We start from the raw sequence: 21,529 nt of genomic DNA, 5'->3' as shown, positions 1-21,529 counted from the left end.
CAAAGACATATTGCTTTAGTAATACTCAGTATCGTATGGCAAATATATCAATGTCAATCAGATTTATCTTATTTTTAATAATTAAATAGAAAATTAAACAATTGATGATTAATTGCTTGATAGTGAATTTCTTGTGGTGTGGGCGGTCTGGCCAGGCCCGGTCTTCGGCAAAAAACGTTTTCTGGTGGCAGCAGTGGTTTGGCTGTGCCTTCGGCGGCAATAGCCTGAGCTTTCCGCTGGGTGTTGCTCCGGGAAGTTGGCTAGGAGCCAGAGCGTGCCGCCCCGCCGCTTGGTATCTTGCTTGCGCCGACCAGCCAATCCGGTTGGCAGGCTTTTGGGCCTGGACTGGTTTGCATCTGATGGCGAATGGCAATGGTTGCGGTCAACCGGAAAAAATGGCCAAAAAACGAAAATTTATTTTGGCGGCACTGGGGCAAGTCGCACGGTTTGGCGATAAAAAAAGAGGCTGCCGAAGCAGCCTCTTTGCGCGTTGATTGCCGCCGTTGGCGGCGTTGCCCGAGTTACAGCTTGAGGCTGGCGCGGATCTTCTTCAGGAGCTTTTCACCCATGCCTTTGGCGCTGACGACGTCGTCAAGCTTGGCATAAGGACGGCCGGCAACGATGGCCTTGGCCAGTGCATTGCTGACACCCTTGATGTCGCTGAGTTCAGCGGCGCTGGCGGTGTTGATCGAAACGCCGGGGGTGGCGGCTGCAGCAGCGGCGGCTACCGGGGCGGCGGCTTTTGCTTTTTCAGCAACGGGGGCGGCAGCAGCAGCGACCGGCGCTGCCTTTTCTGCTGCTTTGGTCTTAGCTTCGGCTGGTGCCTTGGCTTTCTTTTCAGCAGTTGCCTTGGTGGCCTTTTCTGCCTTGGCCGGGCTGCCGCTCGGGCGGGCCAGTGCGCGGAAGTCACGGGTGACGTAGCCAGCCGGGGTCCATTCGCGCAGCATCAGGGTCAGGTGACCGGCTTCCGGAAGCGGGCCGGCGTGAGTGGTCACGTGGCAGTCCGTCCATTCAGTCTGGCCACTCAGCGAGCCGAGAACGAGGCTGGCTACCGGCACGCCGGTCCAGTCGCCACCGGCGTATTCGCTGTCCAGCGCCCACAGTTCGAGGGCCAGGGTGCCGCTGATGTTGTCGCCGTCACGCGGGTTTTCGATGCGGGCGATGTCAAAGGTGATTTCGTCGTTGGTGAAGCCGCTGCAGATGGTGCCGCCCATGCGTGGTTGCAGGAAGCTGACGGCTTGCTCGTAGCTGGCGAAATCTTCGACGGTGTCGAGGGCGCCGTCAAAGCCGGAAACCAGAACCATGGAAACGAGGTGCGGGCCTTCGCCGGCAGGCGGCAGTGCGTAGCTGCTGCCGCTGACGACGATGCAGCCGGTGCCGTTGGGGTTGAGCAGGCCGAGCGGCAGTTCTGCGAATTTGATGCCTTTGTCGGTGCACAGCTGCAGGGCCCATTCCTGGCCAGTCAGGCGTGATTCGTCGCAAAGGATTTCAGCGTTGAGAAAGGCTAGATCGCCTTCGAGGCGATAGCCGTGAGAGCTGCCGAGTTGGGCAACGGATTGGCTGGTGCGGATAAGGGTCATTGGTCTGTTTTTAACTTAAAAGAGGGCGCATTATAGGAGCGCTTTGATGACATTTTTTCAATCACGAGAACTATTTTTTTCTTTGCACAACGATGGTGCAAATCACGTAAGAATGCGGGTTGCAGGGGTGTTTTTTTGTTTGGAATCTGACAATCAAATATTTCAGGATTCAGGTCTTTTTGCACCGCTTTTGGGCGTTCCGCGGTCAACCGGAAAAAATGACAAAAACTGAAATCTGCGACAATGGCGGATGCCTGAAAAAATGATTTCCGCGAATGTGGTGCCGATGGTTTGTCGACCGGGGTGTGGTGCTTGTTGCATTGCGCCATCGATTTCGTCGCTGGCCAAACCGGCTGGCGTGCCATGCCAGCATTTGGATCCCGAATTCCGGTGCCGGATTTTCGGCCGGCCCGAGCGTCCGGCATGCTGCGGTGGGCTGCAGGCTTCGGCAGAAATGTGCGGAACATCCCGGGAGCATGCGCTGAATTGGTTGGCTGAACTCGAAGTTTTGACACATCCGGGATAGTAGAATGCGGCCTCCCCAACTTGGTAAAAGCACAGGCCGCACTCCATGGACCCGATTCTTCTCCTCAAAGCGCTCATCCTCGGCATTGTCGAAGGGCTCACCGAATTCCTGCCGATCTCGTCGACCGGCCATTTGATTCTTGCCGGCGATTTGTTGAATTTCAACGATGATCGCGGCAAATTGTTTGAAATTGTCATCCAGTCCGGCGCCATTCTGGCCGTGGTCTGGGAATACCGCGAGCGCCTGCTCAAGGTGGCGCGCGGTATTTTCAGTGAGGCGGCTGCGCAAAAATTCGTCCTCAACCTGTTCATTGCCTTTCTGCCGCTGGCCATTCTCGGGCTGGCATTCGGCAAGGCGATCAAGGCTCACCTGTTCAATCCGGTGACGGTAGCGACCACCTTCATTCTTGGCGCCTTCGTCATTCTTTGGGCAGAAAAGCGCGAACATAAAATCCGTGTCCAGACCGTTGAAGAAATGAGTATGCTGGATGCTTTCAAGCTCGGCGTCGCTCAGGCTTTCGCGTTGATTCCCGGTACCTCGCGTTCCGGCTCGACCATCATCGGCGGCCTGCTCTTCGGGCTGTCACGCAAGGCAGCGACTGAGTTCTCATTCTTTCTGGCTATCCCGACGCTGATCATCGCCACCATTTATCAGCTCTACAAGGAGCGCGCCCTGCTCAATGCGGACGATATCTCGATGTGGGCAGTCGGTTTCGTGGCCGCGTTTATCTCGGCTTTCCTGTGCGTGCGCTGGTTGCTGCGCTATATCTCCAGCCATGATTTCACGGCCTTTGCGTGGTATCGCATTGCCTTCGGCATCGTCGTGCTGGCGACGTGGCAATTTGGCTGGGTGCAATGGACAGCGTCATGATTATTTATCTTCACGGCTTTTGTTCTTCCCCTGCCGCCTGGAAGGCCCGCCTACTCGCCGAAGAAATGAAAAAACGCGGCCTGTCCGCACAGTTCGTCTGCCCGCAATTGCCGTCGGCGCCTGATGAAGCAGTGGCGCTGGTCGGCGAGCTGATCACCAGAGCGGAAGCGCCGGTCACGCTGATTGGTAGCTCGCTGGGTGGCCACTATGCCAACTACCTCGCCGAAAAGCATGATCTCAATGCCGTGCTGATTAATCCGGCTGCGGTGGGTGCCATGGATCTGGATATTTTTGTCGGCAATCATGTCAATTTCCATACTGGCGCGGCTTTTTCGTTCAGCCAGGCGCATGCAGAGCAACTCCGCGCCCAGGTCACCCTGCCAACGGCACGTCGCTACTGGCTGCTGCTTGAAAGCGGCGACGAAATGCTGGATTACCGGCTGGCCCTGAGTTTCTACGACGGTTGCCGGCAGACGGTGCTCGATGGCGGCGATCACAGCTTCACGCGTTTTCCGGATTTTATGCCGCAAATCATTGAATTCGCTGGGCTATAATCCGTCGATGAATGTATTGTTTGAAGAAGATGGCGGCTTTAAGGCCGGCAGCATCATGGCCGACAACGACAGTTCGTTGCAGGTCGAAATGCCTACCGGCAAGCGCAGCAAGATCAAGGCCGCAACGGTATTGTTGCGTTTTGAAAAGCCCTCGGCGGCTGCCTTGCTTGACCAGGCCACGCCGCTGGCCGAAGAGATCGAAGCTGAATTCCTGTGGGAGTGCGCAAGCGATGGCGAGTTTTCGTTTCTTGATTTTGCCCGTGATTACTACGGACACGAACCCGCGCCGGTCGAAGCGACGGCGGTGCTGCTTGCCGTGCACGCCGCGCCCGTCTATTTCCACCGCAAAGGCAAGGGCCGCTTCCGCAAAGCGCCTGCCGACATTCTCGCAGCTGCTCTGGCCAGTCTTGAAAAAAAGCGTCAGCAAGCGCTCACGATGGAAGGCTGGATTGGCGAGCTGAGGGAATTCCGTTTGCCGGCAGAAATTGGTGCGATGACCGATGCGCTGCTTTACGAGCCGGATCGCAACAAGCCCGAAACCAAGGCCTTCGAAACCGCCTGCGCCGAAGCCGGCCTGACGGCGGCGCAAATGCTCTTCAAGTGCGGCGCCATCAAGTCGCCCTACTTCCTGCATTATCGTCGCTTCCTGCACGAGCAATTTCCCAAGGGTGTGGGCTTTCCGGCGCTTGAGGCACCGAAGTTGCCGCGTGACTTGTCGCGTGCCGACGTTCGTGCCTTCTCGATCGACGATGCCAACACCACCGAAATCGACGACGCGCTATCGGTCGTCAAGCTACCCGGTATCGGCTCGCGTATCGGCATCCACATTGCCGCACCGGGCTTGGCCATCGAGCATGGCTCGCCGCTTGACGGCGTCGCTCGCGCCCGTTTGTCGACGGTCTACATGCCCGGCAACAAGATCACCATGCTGCCCGATGCCGTGGTGCAAAACTACACGCTGGCCGGCGGTGTCGATTGTCCGGCGGTGTCGCTCTACCTGACGGTCAATGACTCGCTGGAAATCCTCAGTCATGAATCACGGCTGGAAATGGTGCACATCGCTGCCAATCTGCGTCACCACGAAATCGAACCATGGTTCAACGCCGAAACCATCAACGGCCCGCTGCCCGAGCAGCCGTTCAAGGACGAACTGGTCCATCTCTGGCACTTCGCCAATGCCTGCGAAGGTCGGCGTGGCAAGCCGTCGGCGATGCAGGGTATCAACGACTACAACTTCGAGATCGTCGGCGATCTGGCTGATCCTGATGCCTGCAAGGTCGAAATTTCCGAGCGAAAGCGCGGCAGCCCGCTCGACAAGCTGGTTGCCGAACTGATGATCGTCGCCAACTCAACCTGGGGCGGCCTGCTCGCCGAGAAGAACATTGCCTGCCTGTACCGCGCCCAGACACAAGGCAAGGTGCGCATGACCACCTCGCCGCTGCCGCATGAAGGCTTGGGCGTGCCGCAATATGCGTGGATGACCTCGCCGCTGCGTCGTTACTGCGATATGGTCAATCAATGGCAGCTGATCGCCTGCCTGAAGGGCGAAACCCCGGCTTTTGCGCAGAAATCAGCGGAACTGTTCGGCGCCATGCGGGATTTTGAGCAAACCTACGCCGCCTACGCCGATTTTCAGCGTCAGATGGAGCGATATTGGTGTTTGCGCTGGATACAGCAACATGGCTTGACCGAAATCGAAGCAACGGTACGCCGCGAACAAAGCATCAAGCTGGATCACCTGCCGCTATTGCTGCGCGTGCCCTCACTGCCGTCTGACCTGGTGGCCGGACAGCGTGTGCGTCTGGCCTTTGAAAATCTCGATCTGCTGGCGCCGGAAGTGAGTTGCCGATTTGTCAGTTTGCTTGGCGACAACAATCTGGCCGACGCCACGGAGGAAGAGGCGCAGTGAAAAAGAAGGTTGCTGCCTTGCGCCAGTTGCCGGTGGTGAAGCAAGACCGCCACCTGTGGCTGGCGGTGGGCATCTCTGTGCTTTTTCATGGCTTGCTGCTGACTGTCCATTTTCAATTTCCGGATGCTTCAAAAGCGTTCCGCGAAAAAGCCATGGACATCATCCTGGTCAACGCAAAATCGGCGCACAAGCCAAGTGATGCGCAGGCATTGGCGCAATCCAGTCTCGATGGTGGTGGCAATGTCGATGAAAACCGGCGAGCCAAAACTCCCTTGCCGCCGGCTGAACATAAAGACGATGGTGATGCCATCCAGCAAATGCAGCGCCGTGTGCAGGAACTGGAGACGGCTCAGCAAAAGCTGCTGACCCAGGCCAGAAGCCTGCGCAATGTGGCTGCTGCCAATGCGGCAACCGAGCAGCCGACGCCGGTGCCGAGCGTCAGTGGTCTCGATCTTGCCGAATCTGCCCGGGCGATGGCGCGGCTGGAGGGCGAAATCAGCAAGTCGCTCGATGAGTACAGCAAGCGTCCACGCAAGAAATTCGTCGGGGCGCGAACCGAGGAATACGCCCTCGCGTCTTATCTGGATGCCTGGAAGCAGAAGATCGAGCGCATCGGTACCCTGAATTATCCGGATGCGGCGCGTGGCAAACTCTATGGCTCGGTGGTCCTGTTTGTCGAACTACGGGCCGAGGATGGCAGCCTCTACAACGCCGAAATTTCAAAATCGTCCGGTCACAAGGTGCTGGATCAAGCTGCCCTGCGCATTCTCCGGATGGCGGCGCCGTTTGGCGCCATTCCAACGCAGGCGCTGGGCGGGGCAACCGTGTTGTCCTTTGCCCGGACCTGGTATTTCACGCAGGGCGATGCCCTGAATACGGGCAGTAAATGAGCGACTTGTACTGCGTTTTCGGCAATCCGATTGCCCATTCAAAATCTCCGGTCATTCACGCCACCTTTGCCGCCGAAACCGGTCAGGACATCAGTTACGAAGCGCGGCTTGCTGCGGTCGACGGCTTTAAACAGGCGATTTCAGAATTCGTCGCGGCTGGCGGCAAGGGGGCAAATGTGACCGTGCCCTTCAAGGAGGAAGCTTTCCGTCTGGCTACCCAGCTGTCGGAACGCGCTACGCGGGCCGGCGCGGTCAACACGTTGGTGTTCAGTGGCGCCGAAATCCATGGCGACAACACCGATGGCGCCGGACTGGTTCGCGACATCGTGCACAATCTTGGTGTTTCGCTGGCCGGCAAACGCATCCTGCTGCTTGGTGCCGGTGGTGCTTCGCGTGGTGTGATAGCGCCCCTGCTGGCCGAGAAGCCGGACTCGCTGTTCATCGCCAATCGCAGCGCCGGCAAGGCCGAGGCACTGGCTGCGTCATTTGCCGACATTGCTGCGGTCAACGCCGGAAATTTCGCCAAAACCGAAGGCATGACATTCGATCTGGTGATCAACGCAACCTCCGCCAGTCTGTCCGGTGAAGCGCTACCCCTGCCGAACGGTATTTTTGCTGAGGGCTGCGTGGCTTACGACATGATGTACGGCAAGGGCGAAACGCCATTTTTGGCGCAGGCCCGGGAGCAAGGTGCCGCTCAACGCTCGGATGGCTTGGGTATGTTGGTCGAACAGGCTGCCGAAGCCTTTTTCGTCTGGCGCGGCGTGCGTCCGGCGACCCGCCGGGTGCTGGCCGACCTGAGGTCAAAACTCGCTCAATGAAAACCGCCGGCCGCTGGCTGAAGAGGGTGCTGCTCGGCATGATAGGATTGTTCCTGATCTGGCAGTTGTGGTTACTCGGCTGGGTGTTGCTGTGGGGCTGGGTCAATCCCGGTGAAACCCGATTCATGGAAATTCGTCTGGTCGAGTTGCGGCAGAAAGTGCCGGAGGCGCAACTCAGGCAGCAGTGGGTTTCCTATGACCGCATTTCCGTCCACCTGAAACGAGCCATCATCGCCGCTGAGGACGCCAAGTTCGTCGATCATGAAGGCTTTGACTGGGAGGGGATGCAAAAGGCGATGGAAAAGAACCAGAAGAAAGGGCGTTTTGTCGCCGGCGGTTCAACCATCAGTCAGCAATTGGCCAAAAACCTGTTTTTGACACCCAACAAGTCGTATTTTCGCAAAGCCGAAGAGGCGATCATCACCGTGATGCTGGAAAATCTGTGGAGCAAGCGGCGGATTTTTGAGGTTTATCTGAACGTGATCGAGTGGGGTAACGGAATTTTTGGCGCAGAGGCCGCTGCCCGCCATTACTTCAATGTCAGTGCTGCTCAGCTCGGGCCGGAACAGGCGGCGCGACTGGCTGGGATGGTACCGAATCCGCGTTATTACGACCGAAATCGCGGTGCATCAGGATTGGGCCGTAAAACGGCCATAATTCTTGGCAGGATGTCGTCCGCCGAGGTGCCTTGATCGTCCTTCGCCGTCAGGGCGGGGTCAGGCTTTGCGCACAAAGGTGGTGCTACAATCGGGGTTTGTTTTTGCATTGCAGCATTGGCGCGCCATGTCCGACGAAACCCCGACCGAAGTTGATGTGCTCAAGGAGCACCTGGCCGATGTACAGGAGTTGCTCTCCAAGCATCGGCTCGTCGAAGAAATGGTCCGGCGCCAGGACATGCCGCGTCACGAACTGGTCGAGGGCTTGGTTCAAAAGCAGCATATCAGCGAACTTCACAACCTGTTTTCGCGTTTGCCAGTCGTCTCCGTCGCGCTCATTCTCAGCGCCTTGCCCGAAGATGATCGCCTGATTGCCTGGAAGGAAATCGACGAAGAGCGTCAGGACGACATCCTGGAATTGCTCGCCGACGAAGTGCAGGAAGTGCTGGTCGGCGACGGACATCGACCGAGCAAAAAAGTCATCGTCAATGCCTTCGAATTGCACGATGGACGTTTGCGTCAGATCGTCGTCGAACGCCAACTTGATTTCGCCGAAATCAAGCCGATCTGGATCGATCTGGTTGCCCCTACGCCGCGTGTTCGCGAATGGGTTGGCCGCCAGTTCGGACTTGATCTGCCCGACCCCAAAAATCTGACCGACCTTGAGGCCAGCGCGCGCTTCTATATCGAAGATAACGGTGAGCTGCATCTGCACTCCGATTTCCTGCTCGATATGGCCAACGAGTCGCGCAACGTGGCAGTGGCGTTCATCCTGCACGACGAAATTCTCTTTTCAGTGCGTTCCGAAGAATTGCCGGTTTTCCGCCTGCAACGCCATCGGGCGCGGACGCGGCCGGGTTATGTCACCGATGCAAAAGATGTTCTGCTCGACCTCTACGCTGCCGATGCCGAGTATTCAGCCGATGCACTGGAAGACGTTTATGCATCGCTGGAGGCGGTCGCCAAGCACGTGTTGAGTACGCACCTGACTGACGAAGTGGCCGGGGTGATCCTGGCCGATGTTGCCAAGCAGGAAGACTTGAACGGGCGTATTCGCCGTAATGTGCTGGATACGCGTCGGGCGGTCGCATTCCTCGGGCGCGGCAAGTTCCTGAACCAGTCGCAGCAGGAAGATGCCCGCCAGATCATGCGTGACATCGAGTCACTCGATGGTCACACCTCGTTTCTGTTCGGCAAGATCAACTTCCTGATGGATGCGGTCGTTGGTTTCATCAATATCAACCAGAATCAGCGCGTGTCGAAACTGACCAAGCTGTCGATCATTTTCATGCCGATCAACATCGTGGCCGGTATCGGCGGTATGTCGGAATTTTCGATGATGACCAGTGGCATTCCCTGGCCGGTGGCCTACGGAGCGTTCACGCTGGGTATGGGCGTTGTTGGCTGGCTGACCTATCTGGCGCTGCGTCAGGCCGAGCGGCGTGAAGCCTCGGGCAAGCTGGATGAGGCCCGGGCGATGATGATGTCTACTTCGTCATCAACTTCAAACCGATAATGCCGGCGACGATCAGCCCGATGCTGATCAGTCGCGCCACTTCTCTCGATTCACCAAAAAGAAACATCCCGAGGATGGCCGTGCCAACGGCGCCAATGCCTGTCCACACCGCGTAGGCGGTGCCCAGCGGCAGCACTTTCAGCGACCAGCCGAGCAGGATGACGCTGGCGGCCATGGCCACCAGCGTTGCTGCTGAAGGCCACAGGCGGCTGAACCCCTCGGTGTATTTCAGCCCGACCGCCCAGCCGACCTCGCAGAGGCCGGCAATGAACAGGATCAGCCAGGCGGAACCCGAATTCACTTCAGCGTGGCAAAGTAGGCGTCGGCTGCGGCGATGGTGGCCGCGATGTCAGCATCGGTGTGGGAGGCCGAGACAAAGCCGGCTTCGAAGGCCGACGGCGCAAAGTAGTGGCCGGCATCCAGCATGGCGTGGAAGAAGCGGTTGAAGGCTTCCTTGTCGCAAGCCAGCACCTCGTCGTAGGTGCCTGGGCATTTTTCAGCGAAATAAAGGCCGAACATGCCACCGACGTTTTGCGCGCTGAAGACAACACCGTGCTTTTGGGCGGCGGCGACCAGACCGTCACACAGGGCCTTGGTCTTTGCCGTCAGGCTTTCATAAAAGCCGGGGGCCTGAACCAGCTTCAGCGTGGCCAGGCCGGCTGCTGTGGCGATCGGATTGCCGGACAGCGTACCCGCCTGATACACTGGGCCGAGCGGGGCAATCTGTTCCATGATCTCGCGCTTGCCGCCAAACGCGCCGAGTGGCATGCCACCGCCAACAACTTTGCCGAAGGTGGACAGGTCCGGGGTGATGCCGAACAGGCCTTGGGCGCTCTTCAGTCCGACGCGAAAACCGGTCATCACTTCGTCAAAAATCAGCACCGACCCGTATTGGGTGCATAAGTCGCGCATGGCTTTCAGGAATGCCGGCGTCGGGGCGATCAGGTTCATGTTGCCGACCACCGGTTCGACGATCACGGCGGCAATCTTGTCGCCATGCTTGGCGAAAGCATCGGCCAGTTCCTGCGGGTCGTTGTAGGTAAGGACCATGGTGTTTTCGGCAACACCGGCCGGTACGCCGCTGGAGGACGGATTGCCGAACGTCAGCAGGCCGGACCCAGCCTTGACCAGCAGGCCGTCGGAATGGCCGTGGTAGCAGCCTTCGAATTTGATCAGGATGTCGCGGCCGGTATAGCCGCGGGCCAAGCGGATGGCGCTCATGGTGGCTTCTGTACCGGAGGAAACCAGACGAACCATCTCCATGGACGGCACCAGTTCGCACAGCAGGTCGGCGATGTCGACTTCCTTTTCCGTGGGCGCGCCGAAGGAAAGGCCATCCACCGCGGTACTCAGGACGGCGGCGATTACGTCCGGGTGAGCGTGGCCGAGGATCATTGGGCCCCAGGAGCCGACGTAGTCGGTGTACCACTGGCCATCTGCATCCTGCACCTTAGCACCGACGCCCTTCTGGAAGAAACAGGGCGTACCGCCAACCGAGCGGAAGGCGCGGACCGGCGAATTGACGCCGCCGGGGATGTGGCGCTGGGCGCGTTCGAACAGTTGCTGGTTGCGTGAGGTCATGACTGTGCTTCCTCGAAAAGGCGTTGATAGGCGGCAGCGCGCGCGGTGATGTCGGGCGCGGAAAAGAGATCGGTAATGACAGCGAGCAGGTCGGCGCCGGCTGCGATGAGCGGCTGGGCGTTTTCCAGCGAAATGCCGCCAATGGCGCAGCTTGCTGCGGTCAACCGGATTTTTGCGTCAAAAAACAAATCTTTTGGTGCGAGCGTAGCGTCCGGTTTGGTTGGTGAGGGATAGACGGCGCCGAAGGCCACGTAATCGACGCCGGCCGCATCTGCCACCTGTGCTGCGGCAAAGTCAGCGTAGCAAGATGCACCGAGAATACCGGTCGGTCCGAGCATGGCGCGGGCAGCCATCAGGTTGCCATCCTCCTTGCCGAGATGTACGCCATCGGCCTTGACGAGAAAACTCATGGCAATGTCGTCGTTGATCAGCAGGCTGGCGCCATAACGGCGGGTCAGTTCACGCAGGGCATGGGCGCGGCTGACGCGTTCTGACATGGTGCTCGTTTTGTCGCGGTACTGAACGATCCGGCAACCGCCCGCCAGTGCTGCTTCAAGTTCGGCCAGCAGGCGGGCGCCGTCGGCGTATTCCGGCGTGATGGCGTAAAGGCCGCGTAATTTATTCGCCATCGGCCTTGTCTTCGCCTTTCTCTTTGGATGCTTCCTCTTCACCGCCGCGGGCCCAGAAAAAGCGGTCAGGGATAAATTGCCCCATGCCGGCGCGAAAGCCGTTGGCCAGTGTTTGCCAGGTGTAGTTCTGAGCGTCGCGCACGGCGTCCTCCATGCTGGCGCCGCCGGCAATGCAGCCAGCGATGGCCGAAGCCAGCGTACAGCCGGACCCGTGGTAGCTGCCGGGCAGGCGTTCCCAGGTGTCGCGGCGGATGACGCCGTCGACGCCGTACAGTGTGTTGACGACCTGCGGGGTGTTTTCGTGAGTGCCCGTGATCAGCACGTACTGGGCGCCCATTTCAATCAGGCGCTGGGCACAGACATCGATGGAGGGTTCGCCTTCGTCTTCGTCGCTCTCCGCCAGTCGCCGCGCTTCCGGTGCGTTCGGGGTCAGTAGCGTGGTTTGTGGCAGCAGCATTTCGCGGATGGCGGAAATCACTTCTTCACTCGACAGTTCGTCACCGCGCCCCGAGGCCAGCACCGGGTCGAAAATCAGCGGAATTTCCGGGTAATCAGCAATGATTTCGGCGACCGCGAGCACATTTTCCACGCTGCCCAGCATGCCGATCTTGAAGGTGGCCACCGGCATGTCTTCAAGCACCGTGCGAGCTTGCTGTTCCAGCAATTCAGCCGCGACCGGGTGCACGCTTTGGACGCCGACCGTATCCTGGACCGTCAAGGCGGTGATTGCGCTGAGGGCATGGCAGCCCAGGCTGGCCAGTGTCATGAGGTCCGCCTGCATGCCGGCGCCGGATGATGGGTCGCTGGCAGAAAATGCGAGAACCAGAGGCGGGGTGGGCTGAGTGGAGAGGGGGGTATTCATTGTCATTCGCACCCTTGGCGGGGGCGAAGGGAATTGGGTAAGATGGCCGCGATTTTATCCGAATCTTGCGGCAAGGGAGTCGTCTCCCGGGTGGGGAAAGTGGCTGGTGGGCCTTGCAGTGGGAGAATAGTTCCGTAGTATGATGCACCGATAGCACCTCACAAAGAGGTCCAGGGGACAGGATAGTGGCTGATTTATCCAGACTGCGCGGCGTCAGGGTCATGGTCATTGACGACAGCAATACGATACGGCGCAGCGCCGAGATATTTCTCGTGCAGGCCGGGTGTCAGGTCGTGCTCGCCGAAGATGGCTTTGATGCGTTGGCCAAGATTGCCGACCATCAGCCTAGCGTTATTTTTTGCGACATCATGATGCCGCGTCTCGACGGCTATCAAACCTGTTCGCTGATCAAGAAAAATCAAAAATTCAAGGCAACACCGGTCATCATGCTTTCGTCCAAGGACGGCCTGTTCGACCGCGCCCGTGGCCGTATGGTCGGCTCCGACCAGTATCTGACCAAGCCGTTCACAAAAGACAGCCTGCTACAGACGGTTGCGACCTTTGCATTGCCTGCCGAGTCAGAATCAAATTCGTAGTTCAGGGGGAACTCATGCCTGTAAAAAATATCCTTGTCGTTGACGACTCTCCGACCGAACGGTTTTTTACCGTTGATGTGCTGACCAAGGCCGGCTATCAGGTCACGACGGCAGAAAACGGTGAGGAAGGCATCGTCAAGGCCAAGGCTACCAAGCCTGATCTGATCCTGATGGATGTCGTCATGCCCGGCCTGAATGGCTATCAGGCGACACGGACACTGACCCGCGATGAGGAAACCAAAGGCATTCCGATTATTGTGTGCACGTCTAAAGGGCAGGAAACCGACAAAATCTGGGGCTTGCGTCAGGGTGCAGTCGATTATCTCGTCAAGCCCCTGAATCCGGATGAGTTGCTGCAACGAGTGGCTGCGTTGCCGTAATCGCGATGGCCCGGAAAACAAGCCTTCGCGATTTTCAGGAGTATCTGGCGACGCGCCTCAGCAATGCGGCCAGAGGCAAGGGGTCCTCTTTCTGGCTGGGGGTCGAGGCTGGAGGCGAATCTTGGCTGGTCGATCTTTCCGATGGTGGCGAGATCGTGCAGGCTTCCCTTTTGACGCCCGTGCCCTTGACTCGCCCCTGGTTTGTCGGGTTGGCCAATATTCGTGGCAACCTGCATGCAGTCAGTGACTTTTCGCAATATCGAGGCGGTCCGCCCATCATTCAGAATTCCAATGCCAGACTATTGCTGATTGGGGCTAGACATGGCGTTAACGCCGCGCTACTGGTGTCGCGAATGCTTGGCCTGAAAAATCCAGACGACTTTACTGCCGAGCTGGCCGATGCTTCGATGCCGGCTTGGGGAATGCAGCGTTTTGCCGATACGCAAGGAAAAATCTGGCACAAACTTTCGGTGCGCGAACTGCTCGCTGATCAGGATTTCATGAATATCGGGGGATGATGGCGGGCTTTGCCCGCATCCCCTCAAGCGGAGAGTTTCCATGGTTTTCAGCTTAAAGCTTCCGAAAAAAGGTAATGCCGGGAAGGGTGGATCCTCCCCGATGACCGTTTCGGCAGGTTCGGCCACCGGTCAACTGGCCCTGCCCGGCTTCCTTGCTGCGCAGCCTGTGCTCCAGCAGATGAAAATATTGGGCGGCATCTTTATTTTCCTGATGTTGCTCATTGCCGGTTTGGTGGTTCATGACAATCGCGAATCCACGGAGAACACGGCTTACATTGCGGCTTCCGGTGAAATGCGCATGCTTTCGCAACGTCTGGCCAAAGCGTCAACGCTCGCCTTGCAGGGGAACCCGGCTGCTTTCGCCCAGCTGAAGGAGTCGCGCGCCACCTTTGCCAAACTGTTTGAGCAGTTGTCGAATGGTGGCGAATTTGGGGGCGCCAGGATTTCGGCTTCTCCCGATAGCGTTCGTCCGCAATTGGAAGCGCTCGGTCAGCGTTGGACAAGCACAGATAAGGATGCCGAGACGGTGATCGGCCAGGAGAAAAACCTGGTTGAATTGGGCAAGAGCGTCGCCGTTATCGATAAGGCAAATGCGGCAATGCTGGAGCTTACCGAACAGCTGGCCATGCTGAAATTGCAGGCAGGAGCAGCTTCTCGGGAAATTGCCTCGTCCAGCCAGTTGATGATGCTGACTCAGCGTATTGCCAAGAATGCGTCGGCCTTGCTGGTGGGAGACGAGATCAATCCGGAAGTGGCTTTCCTGCTTGGAAAGGACACCAATGCGTTCCGCGATATTCTCGCCAGTCTTGCCAAGGGTGGTGGTGATGCTGAAAGCCGCAACAAGCTGGGGGAGCTGGACATTGCGTTCAAGGATTACCAGGGAGCCGTTGCCAGTATTCTGGGCAATATGCAGCCACTGGTCTTGTCCAAGCAGGCGGGTTCGCGAATTTTCCGCGAGAGCGAGGATTTGCTGAAAGCGACTGATCAGCTTGCGCTTGGCTATCAGCAAGGTCTGGCCGAACGCGGCATGTACATTGTTGCGCTGATTATCATGAGCTTGCTGGCTTTGGCGACGCTGGCACTGCTCGTCAAGATTTACCTCGACGATACCGGGCGCCGTGCCGAAGATGCCGAGCTTCAGCGCCATGTCTCTGACCAGACCAATCGTGAAAATCAGGATGCCATTTTGCGACTGATGAACGAATTGGGTGACCTGGCTGACGGCGACCTGACAGTCACCGCAACGGTGAGTGAAAACATTACCGGCGCGATTGCTGACTCCATCAACTACACGATTGAAGAGTTGCGCGTGCTGGTCGGACGTATCAACGATGCGGCGAACCGGGTGACGGCGGCGACCGAAATCGCCCGTTTGACCTCGGCAGAATTGCTAGATGCTGCCGAACGGCAATCAACCGAAATTCAGCAGGCAGGCCAGTCAGCGCTGACCATGGCGCGTTCGATGTCCGAGGTTTCGGGCAATGCGACGCAATCGGCCAAGGTTGCACGTCAGTCCCTGATGGCTGCAGAAAAAGGAACGCAAGCGGTACAGGATTCGATCAAGGGCATGAACGAGATTCGCAATCAGATTCAGGAAACCTCGAAGCGAATCAAGCGGCTTGGCGAAAGCTCGCAGGAAATTGGTGAAATCGTTGAATTGATTTCCGACATTACCGAACAGACCAACGTGCTGGCGCTGAACGCTGCCATTCAGGCTGCTTCTGCCGGTGATGCCGGCCGGGGCTTCACGGTCGTGGCTGAAGAAGTGCAGCGCCTGGCTGAACGTTCCGGCGAGGCGACCAAGCAAATTGCGGCGATTGTAAAAACAATTCAGACCGATACCCAGGATGCAGTCTCCGCCATGGAGCAATCAACCCGTGGGGTGGTCGATGGCGCCAAACTCTCGGACGCTGCAGGTCAGGCGCTGTCTGAAATTGGTGACGTATCGCGCAATCTGGCCGATCTTATTCAGAATATTTCGACCTCCACCCAGAATCAGGCCAATTCCGCGACTCAAGTGGCGCGCCTGATGCAGGATATTTTGCACGTCACCGAGCAGACGACGGCCGGTACGCAGCGTACGGCACAGGCGGTGGATGAACTGACCGCTCTGGCTTCAGAACTGAAGGGCTCGGTCGCCGGCTTCAAGGTCGACTGACGGACATCGCGAGAGATCATGAACGCGGCAACGGAATTTGATTTGGGCCCGCTGACCTGGGTCAAGGGTGAAATTGATCTGGCCTTGCAACGGGCCGAAGAGGCGCTCGGCCAGTACGAGGCTAGCGCTGATCCGACACAGCTCAAATTTTGCCGAACCCACGTGCATCAGGTACATGGCGCGCTGGCCATTGTCGGACTCGATGGTGTTGCCCTGGTAACGGCGTCGACCGAAGCCCTTCTTGCCGGGATGGAAGAGGATCGCCTGCCCGGTGGCGACGCATCGGTCGCCGTGCTGCGTCAGGTCCTGAATGCCCTGCGTCAGTATCTTGATGATCTGATGGCGGCTGAGCCGAACCTGCCGCTGCGTCTGTTGCCAGCTTTGCAGGCCTTGGCGACGGTGCGCGGCTTGCCGGCGCCTCACCCCTGCGAGCTGTTTTATCCGGACCTTTCGTTGCGCCCAGCCAAGCGGGTTAATGATGTGCCCATGCTTGATTCGGAGCAGTTGCTGCATGCGCTGAAGTCAGAGCGCATGCATTTTCAGAAAGGCCTGCTCAGTTGGCTCAGGAAGCCGGCTGAAGCCGAAATTGGTCGTCAGGTGATGTGCGAGGCGGTTGCCGCCATTGACGCGATACAGCCGACACCTGTCGCACGTACTTTCTGGTGGGTTTCACTCGCGCTGCTGGAGTCGCTAGCCGATCCGCAACTCGCTGCCGATCAGACCGCACGCCAGTTTTGTTCGCGCATCGACGCCCAGATTCGCCGCTTGCTCGAGGGATCTAACAACGTGGCCGAACGGGTCATGCGTGAGGCTCTGTATTACATCGCTCAGGCGCCGGCCGGACTGCATCCGCGGATCGATGAGGTTCAGTCGGTTTATGGCCTCGGCGACCTGCTGCCGACTGCTACCGCCATTGCGGCACCGCTGCCCCATCAGGCTTCGCTGCGCAAATTGCGCGAGACGCTGGGCGCCATCGAGGAACTTTGGAACAAGTTCTGTACCGGCCACAGTGCCAGTCTGGCCGGCTTTGCCGATAACGCGCGCAGCTGCGCCCAGCTGACCGGTGAAATCGGCCAGACTGATCTTAAGCGCCTGGGCCAGGGCCTGGGAGCCATTGCCAACTGGCTGCTCGAGCAGCCTTCGCGATTTAACGATAGCGTGGCCATGGAAGTAGCGACGGCCATTCTCTTGTTGCAGAACGCGCAAGAAAATTTCCGGCGTCTGGGCACCGATTTCGCGCAGCAGGTAGACCTCATGGTTGCCCGCCTCTACGCTTGCATCGCCGGTCGCCCAGCGAGCGACGAGGCCATTCCGCTGCTCGACGAAATGACGCGGAAGGCGCAGGAAAGGCTGCTGATCGGGCAGGTAGGACGGGAAATCCAGAACAGCCTGGCCCAGATCGAACAAGGGCTCGATGTCTATTTCCGTGACCCGACAAAGGCTCAGGATCTGCTTCAGCTCGACAAGCCAATGAAGCAGATTGGCGGTGCTTTGGCGATGCTTGGGCATTTCGGCGCGGTCAACAATCTCAAGGAATGTGGCGCCCGTATCCAGCAATTTGCCCAGCCGGACTACCAACCGGGCAATAAAGATTTTGAGGCTGTGGCGCACCAGTTGTCCCTGCTCGGTTTCTTCGTGGATTCACTGCAGAACGGCGAAACGGATTTCGAAACCTTCGTCCGTCGCATGAATGGGGAGAAGCCCGCTGCACCGTCAGCGGAGGCAGAAACCGAGGCAGCACCAGCGCCGACGGTCGAAGCGCAACTTGCCCAGCAGGCCCGTGAAACGCAGGCGCTGGCCAACGCGCTGCGCGAAGCGCCGCAAGATGCTCGCTTGCAGGATGAGCTCAGGCAAAACCTGCAGTCGATCCAGAAAGATGCAGATCTGGTCGCCAACCGCGAACTGGGCGATTCGGCCAAGGCTGCGCTGGCCGCATTGCAGGCAGGCGGCGAGCTCGATACCGCGTTGTCCGGCCTCAAGCAGCCGACGCCCCAAGGGCCGTCGGCTGAAACCCTGCAACTGGCAGACGCTACTCACGAGGCCATCGACGCCGAACTGCTGGCAATCTTCCTTGAAGAAGCCAATGAAGTGCTGGCCACCATCGGTAATCAGAAGGCATTGCTGGCTACGGCTCCGAACAATGTCGAGGCCTTGACGACCGTACGCCGCGCCATGCATACCCTGAAGGGCAGCGGGCGGATGGTCGGACTCCAGAATCTTGGCGAAGTCGCCTGGGCGCTGGAGCAAACCCTGAATCTCTGGCTGCGTCAGGATACGACGGTGACGCCGGATCTCCTGCGCATGATAAATGACGCGCACGAGCTGTTCTCGGCCTGGGTGAGCTACCTCGAAACCGGGCACGGTGCCGCACCCGATGCGGCTGCCCTGGTTGCGCTGGCGGGTCGCCTGCGTGGCGTTGAACCGGTTACTGAGCCGGTGGCCGGTCTCGTCGACGTGCCGACGCCCGAGCCCGAACCCGAACCACCTGTCAGCGCGCTGGCAGAAATCGAACCGGCCGTTGAGGAAACGGTGGTCGAGGAGGTGGCGTTTGAGGAAGCGCCCGAAGCGCCGACAGTGGAGGCTATCGAAGTACAAGAACCGGCTCTGCCGCCGGAAATTATTGTCATTGAAGCCCCTGTCGAGCCTGAAGAGGTACTGCCGCGGTCAACGCCGAAAATCGATCAAATTCCGAATGTGCAGCCGATCGTCAAGGTCTCGCCAACCTTGTACGACATTTTCTGCGAAGAGGCGCGCGGCCATTTGCAGACGCTGGTTGCCGCCTACGCGGTGCTCGATGCCGATCCGTCGGCACCGACTACCTTCGAGATGACGCGCGCTGCCCACACGCTGGGTGGCATCGCTGCCACCGTCGGCCTGATGCCGCTCAACCATCTGGCCATTACGCTTGAACACGCCCTGCTTCGGCGCGACGGTTCGGCTCATCCGGAAAGCATCGAAGGTCTGGAGACCGTTCGCCAGAGCATCATGACGCTCGAAGAGATGTTTGCCGGGTTAGCCTTGCAGCGGGCGCCTGATGAGCAGATGCAACTGATTGCAGCGCTGGATGATGTTTATCATCCTGCCCCCGTGATCGAAGAAGCGGCCACCCCGGCCAGCGCCGAGATCATTGCGCTGCCAGGTGTCACCATGCCGAAGCCCGAGCCGGTGGCCGAGCTGACCCAGATAGCGGCAGCGGCTGATACGCCGCAGCTGAACGACGAACTTGACGAACAATTACTGCCGATCTTCCTTGAAGAAGCAGGTGATCTGACCCGTGATCTGACCGCTCAGGCTCGTGCCTGGCGTGCTGATCTGGCCGGTGATTCGGCGCCGCATGCCATTGCGCGCTTGTTGCACACCTTCAAGGGTAGTGCCCGCATGGCAGGCGCCATGAACCTTGGCGAAGCAACCCATCTGCTCGAAGCGCGGGTTGAGGAGGCATTGCGCGCTGGTCAGGTAACGCCGGTGTTTATCGATGAAATCGAAGCCGGCCTTGACCTGCTGGTCCAGGCGGTTGAACGCTTGCGTGCCGGGCCGGTGGTCGCGCCCGTACCTGACGTACCCGCGGTGGCGGATGCCACAGATTCAATGCCGGACGCTGGTCAGATTCCGACAGCAGTGGAGGCCGAGTCGGAGGCAAGTGGGCAGGGCGCCACCTTGCGTGTGCGCGCCGATCTGGTGGATCGCCTGGTTAGCGAGGCGGGCGAGCTTTCCATCGCCCGCAGCCGGATCGAAGGTGAAATGCGCAGCCTGAAAGGCTCGCTGCTCGAACTCACGGAAAACGTCATTCGTCTGCGCCGCCAGTTGCGCGAAATTGAAATTCAGGCGGAGTCCCAGATTCAGGCTCGCGTCGCCCAGGCGCCGGATAGCGAGGCGGACTTTGACCCGCTGGAACTTGACCGCTTCACCCGCTTCCAGGAGCTCACCCGTTTCATGGCCGAATCGGTCAACGACGTTGCGACCGTGCAGCAAAACTTGCTGAAGAATCTCGATGACGCCAATGCGGCAATCCTCGCCCAGTCGCGTCTGAACCGCAGTCTGCAGCACGAGCTGATGAGCGTGCGTATGGTGCCCTTTGCCAGCCAGACCGAGCGCCTTTACCGGATCGTCCGGCAGACCGCCAAGGAGACCGGCAAACGGGCCAGTCTGGATATCGTTGGCGGCCAGGTCGATATCGACCGTTCCGTGCTCGACAAGATGCTGGCGCCGATAGAACACATGCTGCGCAACGCCGTGGCTCATGGCATCGAGAGCCGTGATGAGCGTTTGGCTGCAGGCAAGGCCGAGGCCGGGGAAATCGTCGTCAAGCTGGCTCAGGAAGGCAATGAAATCATCCTGTCCATGGCCGACGATGGCAAGGGTTTGAACGCCAGCGGTATTCGTGCCCGCGCCGAGAGCATGGGCCTGCTTCAGCCGGGACAGGTGGTGGATGATTCTGCCTTATTCGATTTCATCTTCCAGCCCGGTTTCTCGACCGCGGCCGAATTGACCCAGCTTGCCGGCCGTGGGGTCGGCATGGATGTGGTGAAGACGGCCGTGTCGGCGTTGGGCGGTCGTATCGAAATCCTCTCGCAGCCAGGCAAGGGAACGACCTTCCGTCTTTACCTGCCACTGACGCTGGCGGTGACCCAGACCCTGCTGGTTCGCGTCGGCAGCCAGCTTTATGCCGTGCCCTCGACCATGATCGAACAGGTCATGGAAATGAAGGAAAAAGGGCTGGCGGCCATTCGCGAGGAAAGCGAAGTGAATTGGCAGGGCAATCGTTATCCCTTCCATTTCCTGCCGCATCTGCTCGGTGACGCGCAGGCGGTGCCGGAAGCGCATCGCCAGTACTGGGTGTTGTTGCTGCGTTCCGGTTCGCAGCGGGTCGCCATTCTGGTCGATGAGCTCAAGGGCAATCGAGAAGTCGTCGTCAAGAATATTGGCGCCCAGCTCGCCCGCGTGGTGGGTATCGCCGGGGCAACCGTGCTCGGCGACGGCAAGGTCGTGCTGATTCTGAACCCGGTCGCGTTGGCCAGTCGGGCCACAGTATCGATGGTGCATACGGCGGTGCCGACCATGCTGCCGCCGGTGCTGACCGAGGCGCCGAGCCTGCCGACCGTGATGGTGGTAGACGATTCGCTGACAGTGCGCAAGATCACCAGCCGACTCCTGATGCGTGAGGGGTATCAGGTCATTCTGGCCAAGGATGGCGTCGATGCGCTGGAGCAACTGGTGGATGTGCTACCGGATGTGATCCTCTCCGACATCGAAATGCCGCGCATGGACGGCTTCGATCTGGTCCGCAATATCCGCGCTGATGTGCGCCTGCGGTCCTTGCCTATCGTGATGATTACCTCGCGGACGGCGGACAAGCATCGCAACTATGCGCTGGAAATCGGGGCCAATCACTATCTGGGCAAGCCTTACGATGAAGTCGAGCTGCTTGGCCTCGTCGCGAAATATTGCAAAAAAGCGCAATAATTCCGGTTGACCGCAGGAAG

The 21,529-nt window shown here is 59.0% G+C and carries 18 protein-coding genes; 12 read left to right on the top strand and 6 right to left on the bottom strand.

The genetic code is table 11. The annotated features are described in order from the left end of the window. Positions 1-521: 521 nt before the first annotated feature. Positions 522-1,580 (bottom strand): helix-hairpin-helix domain-containing protein, encoded by a 1,059-nt coding sequence (locus tag IPJ12_08310; protein ID MBK7647145.1) that lies wholly within the window; start codon positions 1,578-1,580, stop codon positions 522-524. Next, positions 1,577-2,047 carry a hypothetical protein gene (locus tag IPJ12_08305; GenBank protein MBK7647144.1) on the bottom strand — a complete coding sequence of 157 codons (471 nt, stop codon included), beginning with the start codon at positions 2,045-2,047 and terminating at the stop codon, positions 1,577-1,579. The genes IPJ12_08310 and IPJ12_08305 overlap by 4 nt, the downstream gene beginning before the upstream one ends. A 104-nt stretch (positions 2,048-2,151) precedes the next feature. Between IPJ12_08305 and IPJ12_08300 the strand changes: the two genes are divergently transcribed. From IPJ12_08300 to IPJ12_08270, 7 genes are all read left to right on the top strand, one after another. Further along, positions 2,152-2,976, top strand: a complete 825-nt coding sequence (locus IPJ12_08300; GenBank protein MBK7647143.1) for an undecaprenyl-diphosphate phosphatase — start codon at positions 2,152-2,154, stop codon at positions 2,974-2,976. After that, the gene (locus tag IPJ12_08295) at positions 2,973-3,530 is read left to right on the top strand and encodes an alpha/beta fold hydrolase (protein MBK7647142.1); all 558 of its coding nucleotides are present in this window, start codon (positions 2,973-2,975) and stop codon (positions 3,528-3,530) included. Before IPJ12_08300 ends, IPJ12_08295 begins: the two co-directional genes overlap by 4 nt. A 7-nt stretch (positions 3,531-3,537) precedes the next feature. Next, the gene (locus tag IPJ12_08290) at positions 3,538-5,439 is read left to right on the top strand and encodes an RNB domain-containing ribonuclease (protein MBK7647141.1); all 1,902 of its coding nucleotides are present in this window, start codon (positions 3,538-3,540) and stop codon (positions 5,437-5,439) included. Between the two features lie 26 nt (positions 5,440-5,465). Continuing rightward, positions 5,466-6,329, top strand: coding sequence for an energy transducer TonB (locus tag IPJ12_08285; protein ID MBK7647140.1), 864 nt, complete (start codon positions 5,466-5,468; stop codon positions 6,327-6,329). After that, positions 6,326-7,150 (top strand): shikimate dehydrogenase, encoded by an 825-nt coding sequence (gene aroE, locus IPJ12_08280; GenBank protein ID MBK7647139.1) that lies wholly within the window; start codon positions 6,326-6,328, stop codon positions 7,148-7,150. The genes IPJ12_08285 and aroE overlap by 4 nt, the downstream gene beginning before the upstream one ends. Beyond that, positions 7,147-7,842, top strand: a complete 696-nt coding sequence (gene mtgA, locus IPJ12_08275; protein MBK7647138.1) for a monofunctional biosynthetic peptidoglycan transglycosylase — start codon at positions 7,147-7,149, stop codon at positions 7,840-7,842. Before aroE ends, mtgA begins: the two co-directional genes overlap by 4 nt. A gap of 91 nt (positions 7,843-7,933) precedes the next feature. Then, entirely contained in the window at positions 7,934-9,322 is a 1,389-nt protein-coding gene (locus IPJ12_08270; protein MBK7647137.1) for a magnesium transporter CorA, read from the top strand. Here the strand turns inward: IPJ12_08270 and sugE are convergent. From sugE to IPJ12_08250, 4 genes are read right to left on the bottom strand one after another with little or no spacing between them, the layout of a single operon-like run. Next, positions 9,294-9,623 carry a quaternary ammonium compound efflux SMR transporter SugE gene (gene sugE, locus IPJ12_08265; protein ID MBK7647136.1) on the bottom strand — a complete coding sequence of 110 codons (330 nt, stop codon included), beginning with the start codon at positions 9,621-9,623 and terminating at the stop codon, positions 9,294-9,296. The genes IPJ12_08270 and sugE overlap by 29 nt on opposite strands. After that, complete coding sequence (gene hemL, locus IPJ12_08260) at positions 9,620-10,903, bottom strand: glutamate-1-semialdehyde 2,1-aminomutase (protein ID MBK7647135.1); 1,284 nt, start codon at positions 10,901-10,903, stop codon at positions 9,620-9,622. Before hemL ends, sugE begins: the two co-directional genes overlap by 4 nt. Further along, on the bottom strand, positions 10,900-11,532 hold the full coding sequence (locus IPJ12_08255) for a thiamine phosphate synthase (GenBank protein ID MBK7647134.1): 633 nt from the start codon (positions 11,530-11,532) through the stop codon (positions 10,900-10,902). Before IPJ12_08255 ends, hemL begins: the two co-directional genes overlap by 4 nt. Next, positions 11,522-12,394 carry a hydroxymethylpyrimidine/phosphomethylpyrimidine kinase gene (locus IPJ12_08250; GenBank protein ID MBK7647133.1) on the bottom strand — a complete coding sequence of 291 codons (873 nt, stop codon included), beginning with the start codon at positions 12,392-12,394 and terminating at the stop codon, positions 11,522-11,524. The genes IPJ12_08255 and IPJ12_08250 overlap by 11 nt, the downstream gene beginning before the upstream one ends. Positions 12,395-12,615: 221 nt before the next feature. Here IPJ12_08250 and IPJ12_08245 point away from each other — a divergent pair, with 221 nt between their 5' ends. From IPJ12_08245 to IPJ12_08225, 5 genes are read left to right on the top strand one after another with little or no spacing between them, the layout of a single operon-like run. After that, entirely contained in the window at positions 12,616-12,990 is a 375-nt protein-coding gene (locus IPJ12_08245; protein ID MBK7647132.1) for a response regulator, read from the top strand. 14 nt (positions 12,991-13,004) lie between these two features. Then, positions 13,005-13,370, top strand: coding sequence for a response regulator (locus IPJ12_08240; protein MBK7647131.1), 366 nt, complete (start codon positions 13,005-13,007; stop codon positions 13,368-13,370). Between the two features lie 5 nt (positions 13,371-13,375). Continuing rightward, positions 13,376-13,888 carry a chemotaxis protein CheW gene (locus IPJ12_08235; GenBank protein MBK7647130.1) on the top strand — a complete coding sequence of 171 codons (513 nt, stop codon included), beginning with the start codon at positions 13,376-13,378 and terminating at the stop codon, positions 13,886-13,888. Between the two features lie 40 nt (positions 13,889-13,928). After that, complete coding sequence (locus IPJ12_08230) at positions 13,929-16,046, top strand: type IV pili methyl-accepting chemotaxis transducer N-terminal domain-containing protein (GenBank protein MBK7647129.1); 2,118 nt, start codon at positions 13,929-13,931, stop codon at positions 16,044-16,046. A gap of 18 nt (positions 16,047-16,064) precedes the next feature. Further along, positions 16,065-21,509, top strand: a complete 5,445-nt coding sequence (locus IPJ12_08225; GenBank protein MBK7647128.1) for an Hpt domain-containing protein — start codon at positions 16,065-16,067, stop codon at positions 21,507-21,509. The last annotated feature ends 20 nt before the right edge of the window (positions 21,510-21,529 follow it).

This window comes from Betaproteobacteria bacterium (assembly GCA_016709965.1).
GTDB classification, from domain to species: Bacteria; Pseudomonadota; Gammaproteobacteria; order Burkholderiales; family Rhodocyclaceae; genus Azonexus; species Azonexus amarohabitans.
Note: the sequence above shows the minus strand (reverse complement) of the source record. Positions and strands in the feature narration are given on the sequence as shown.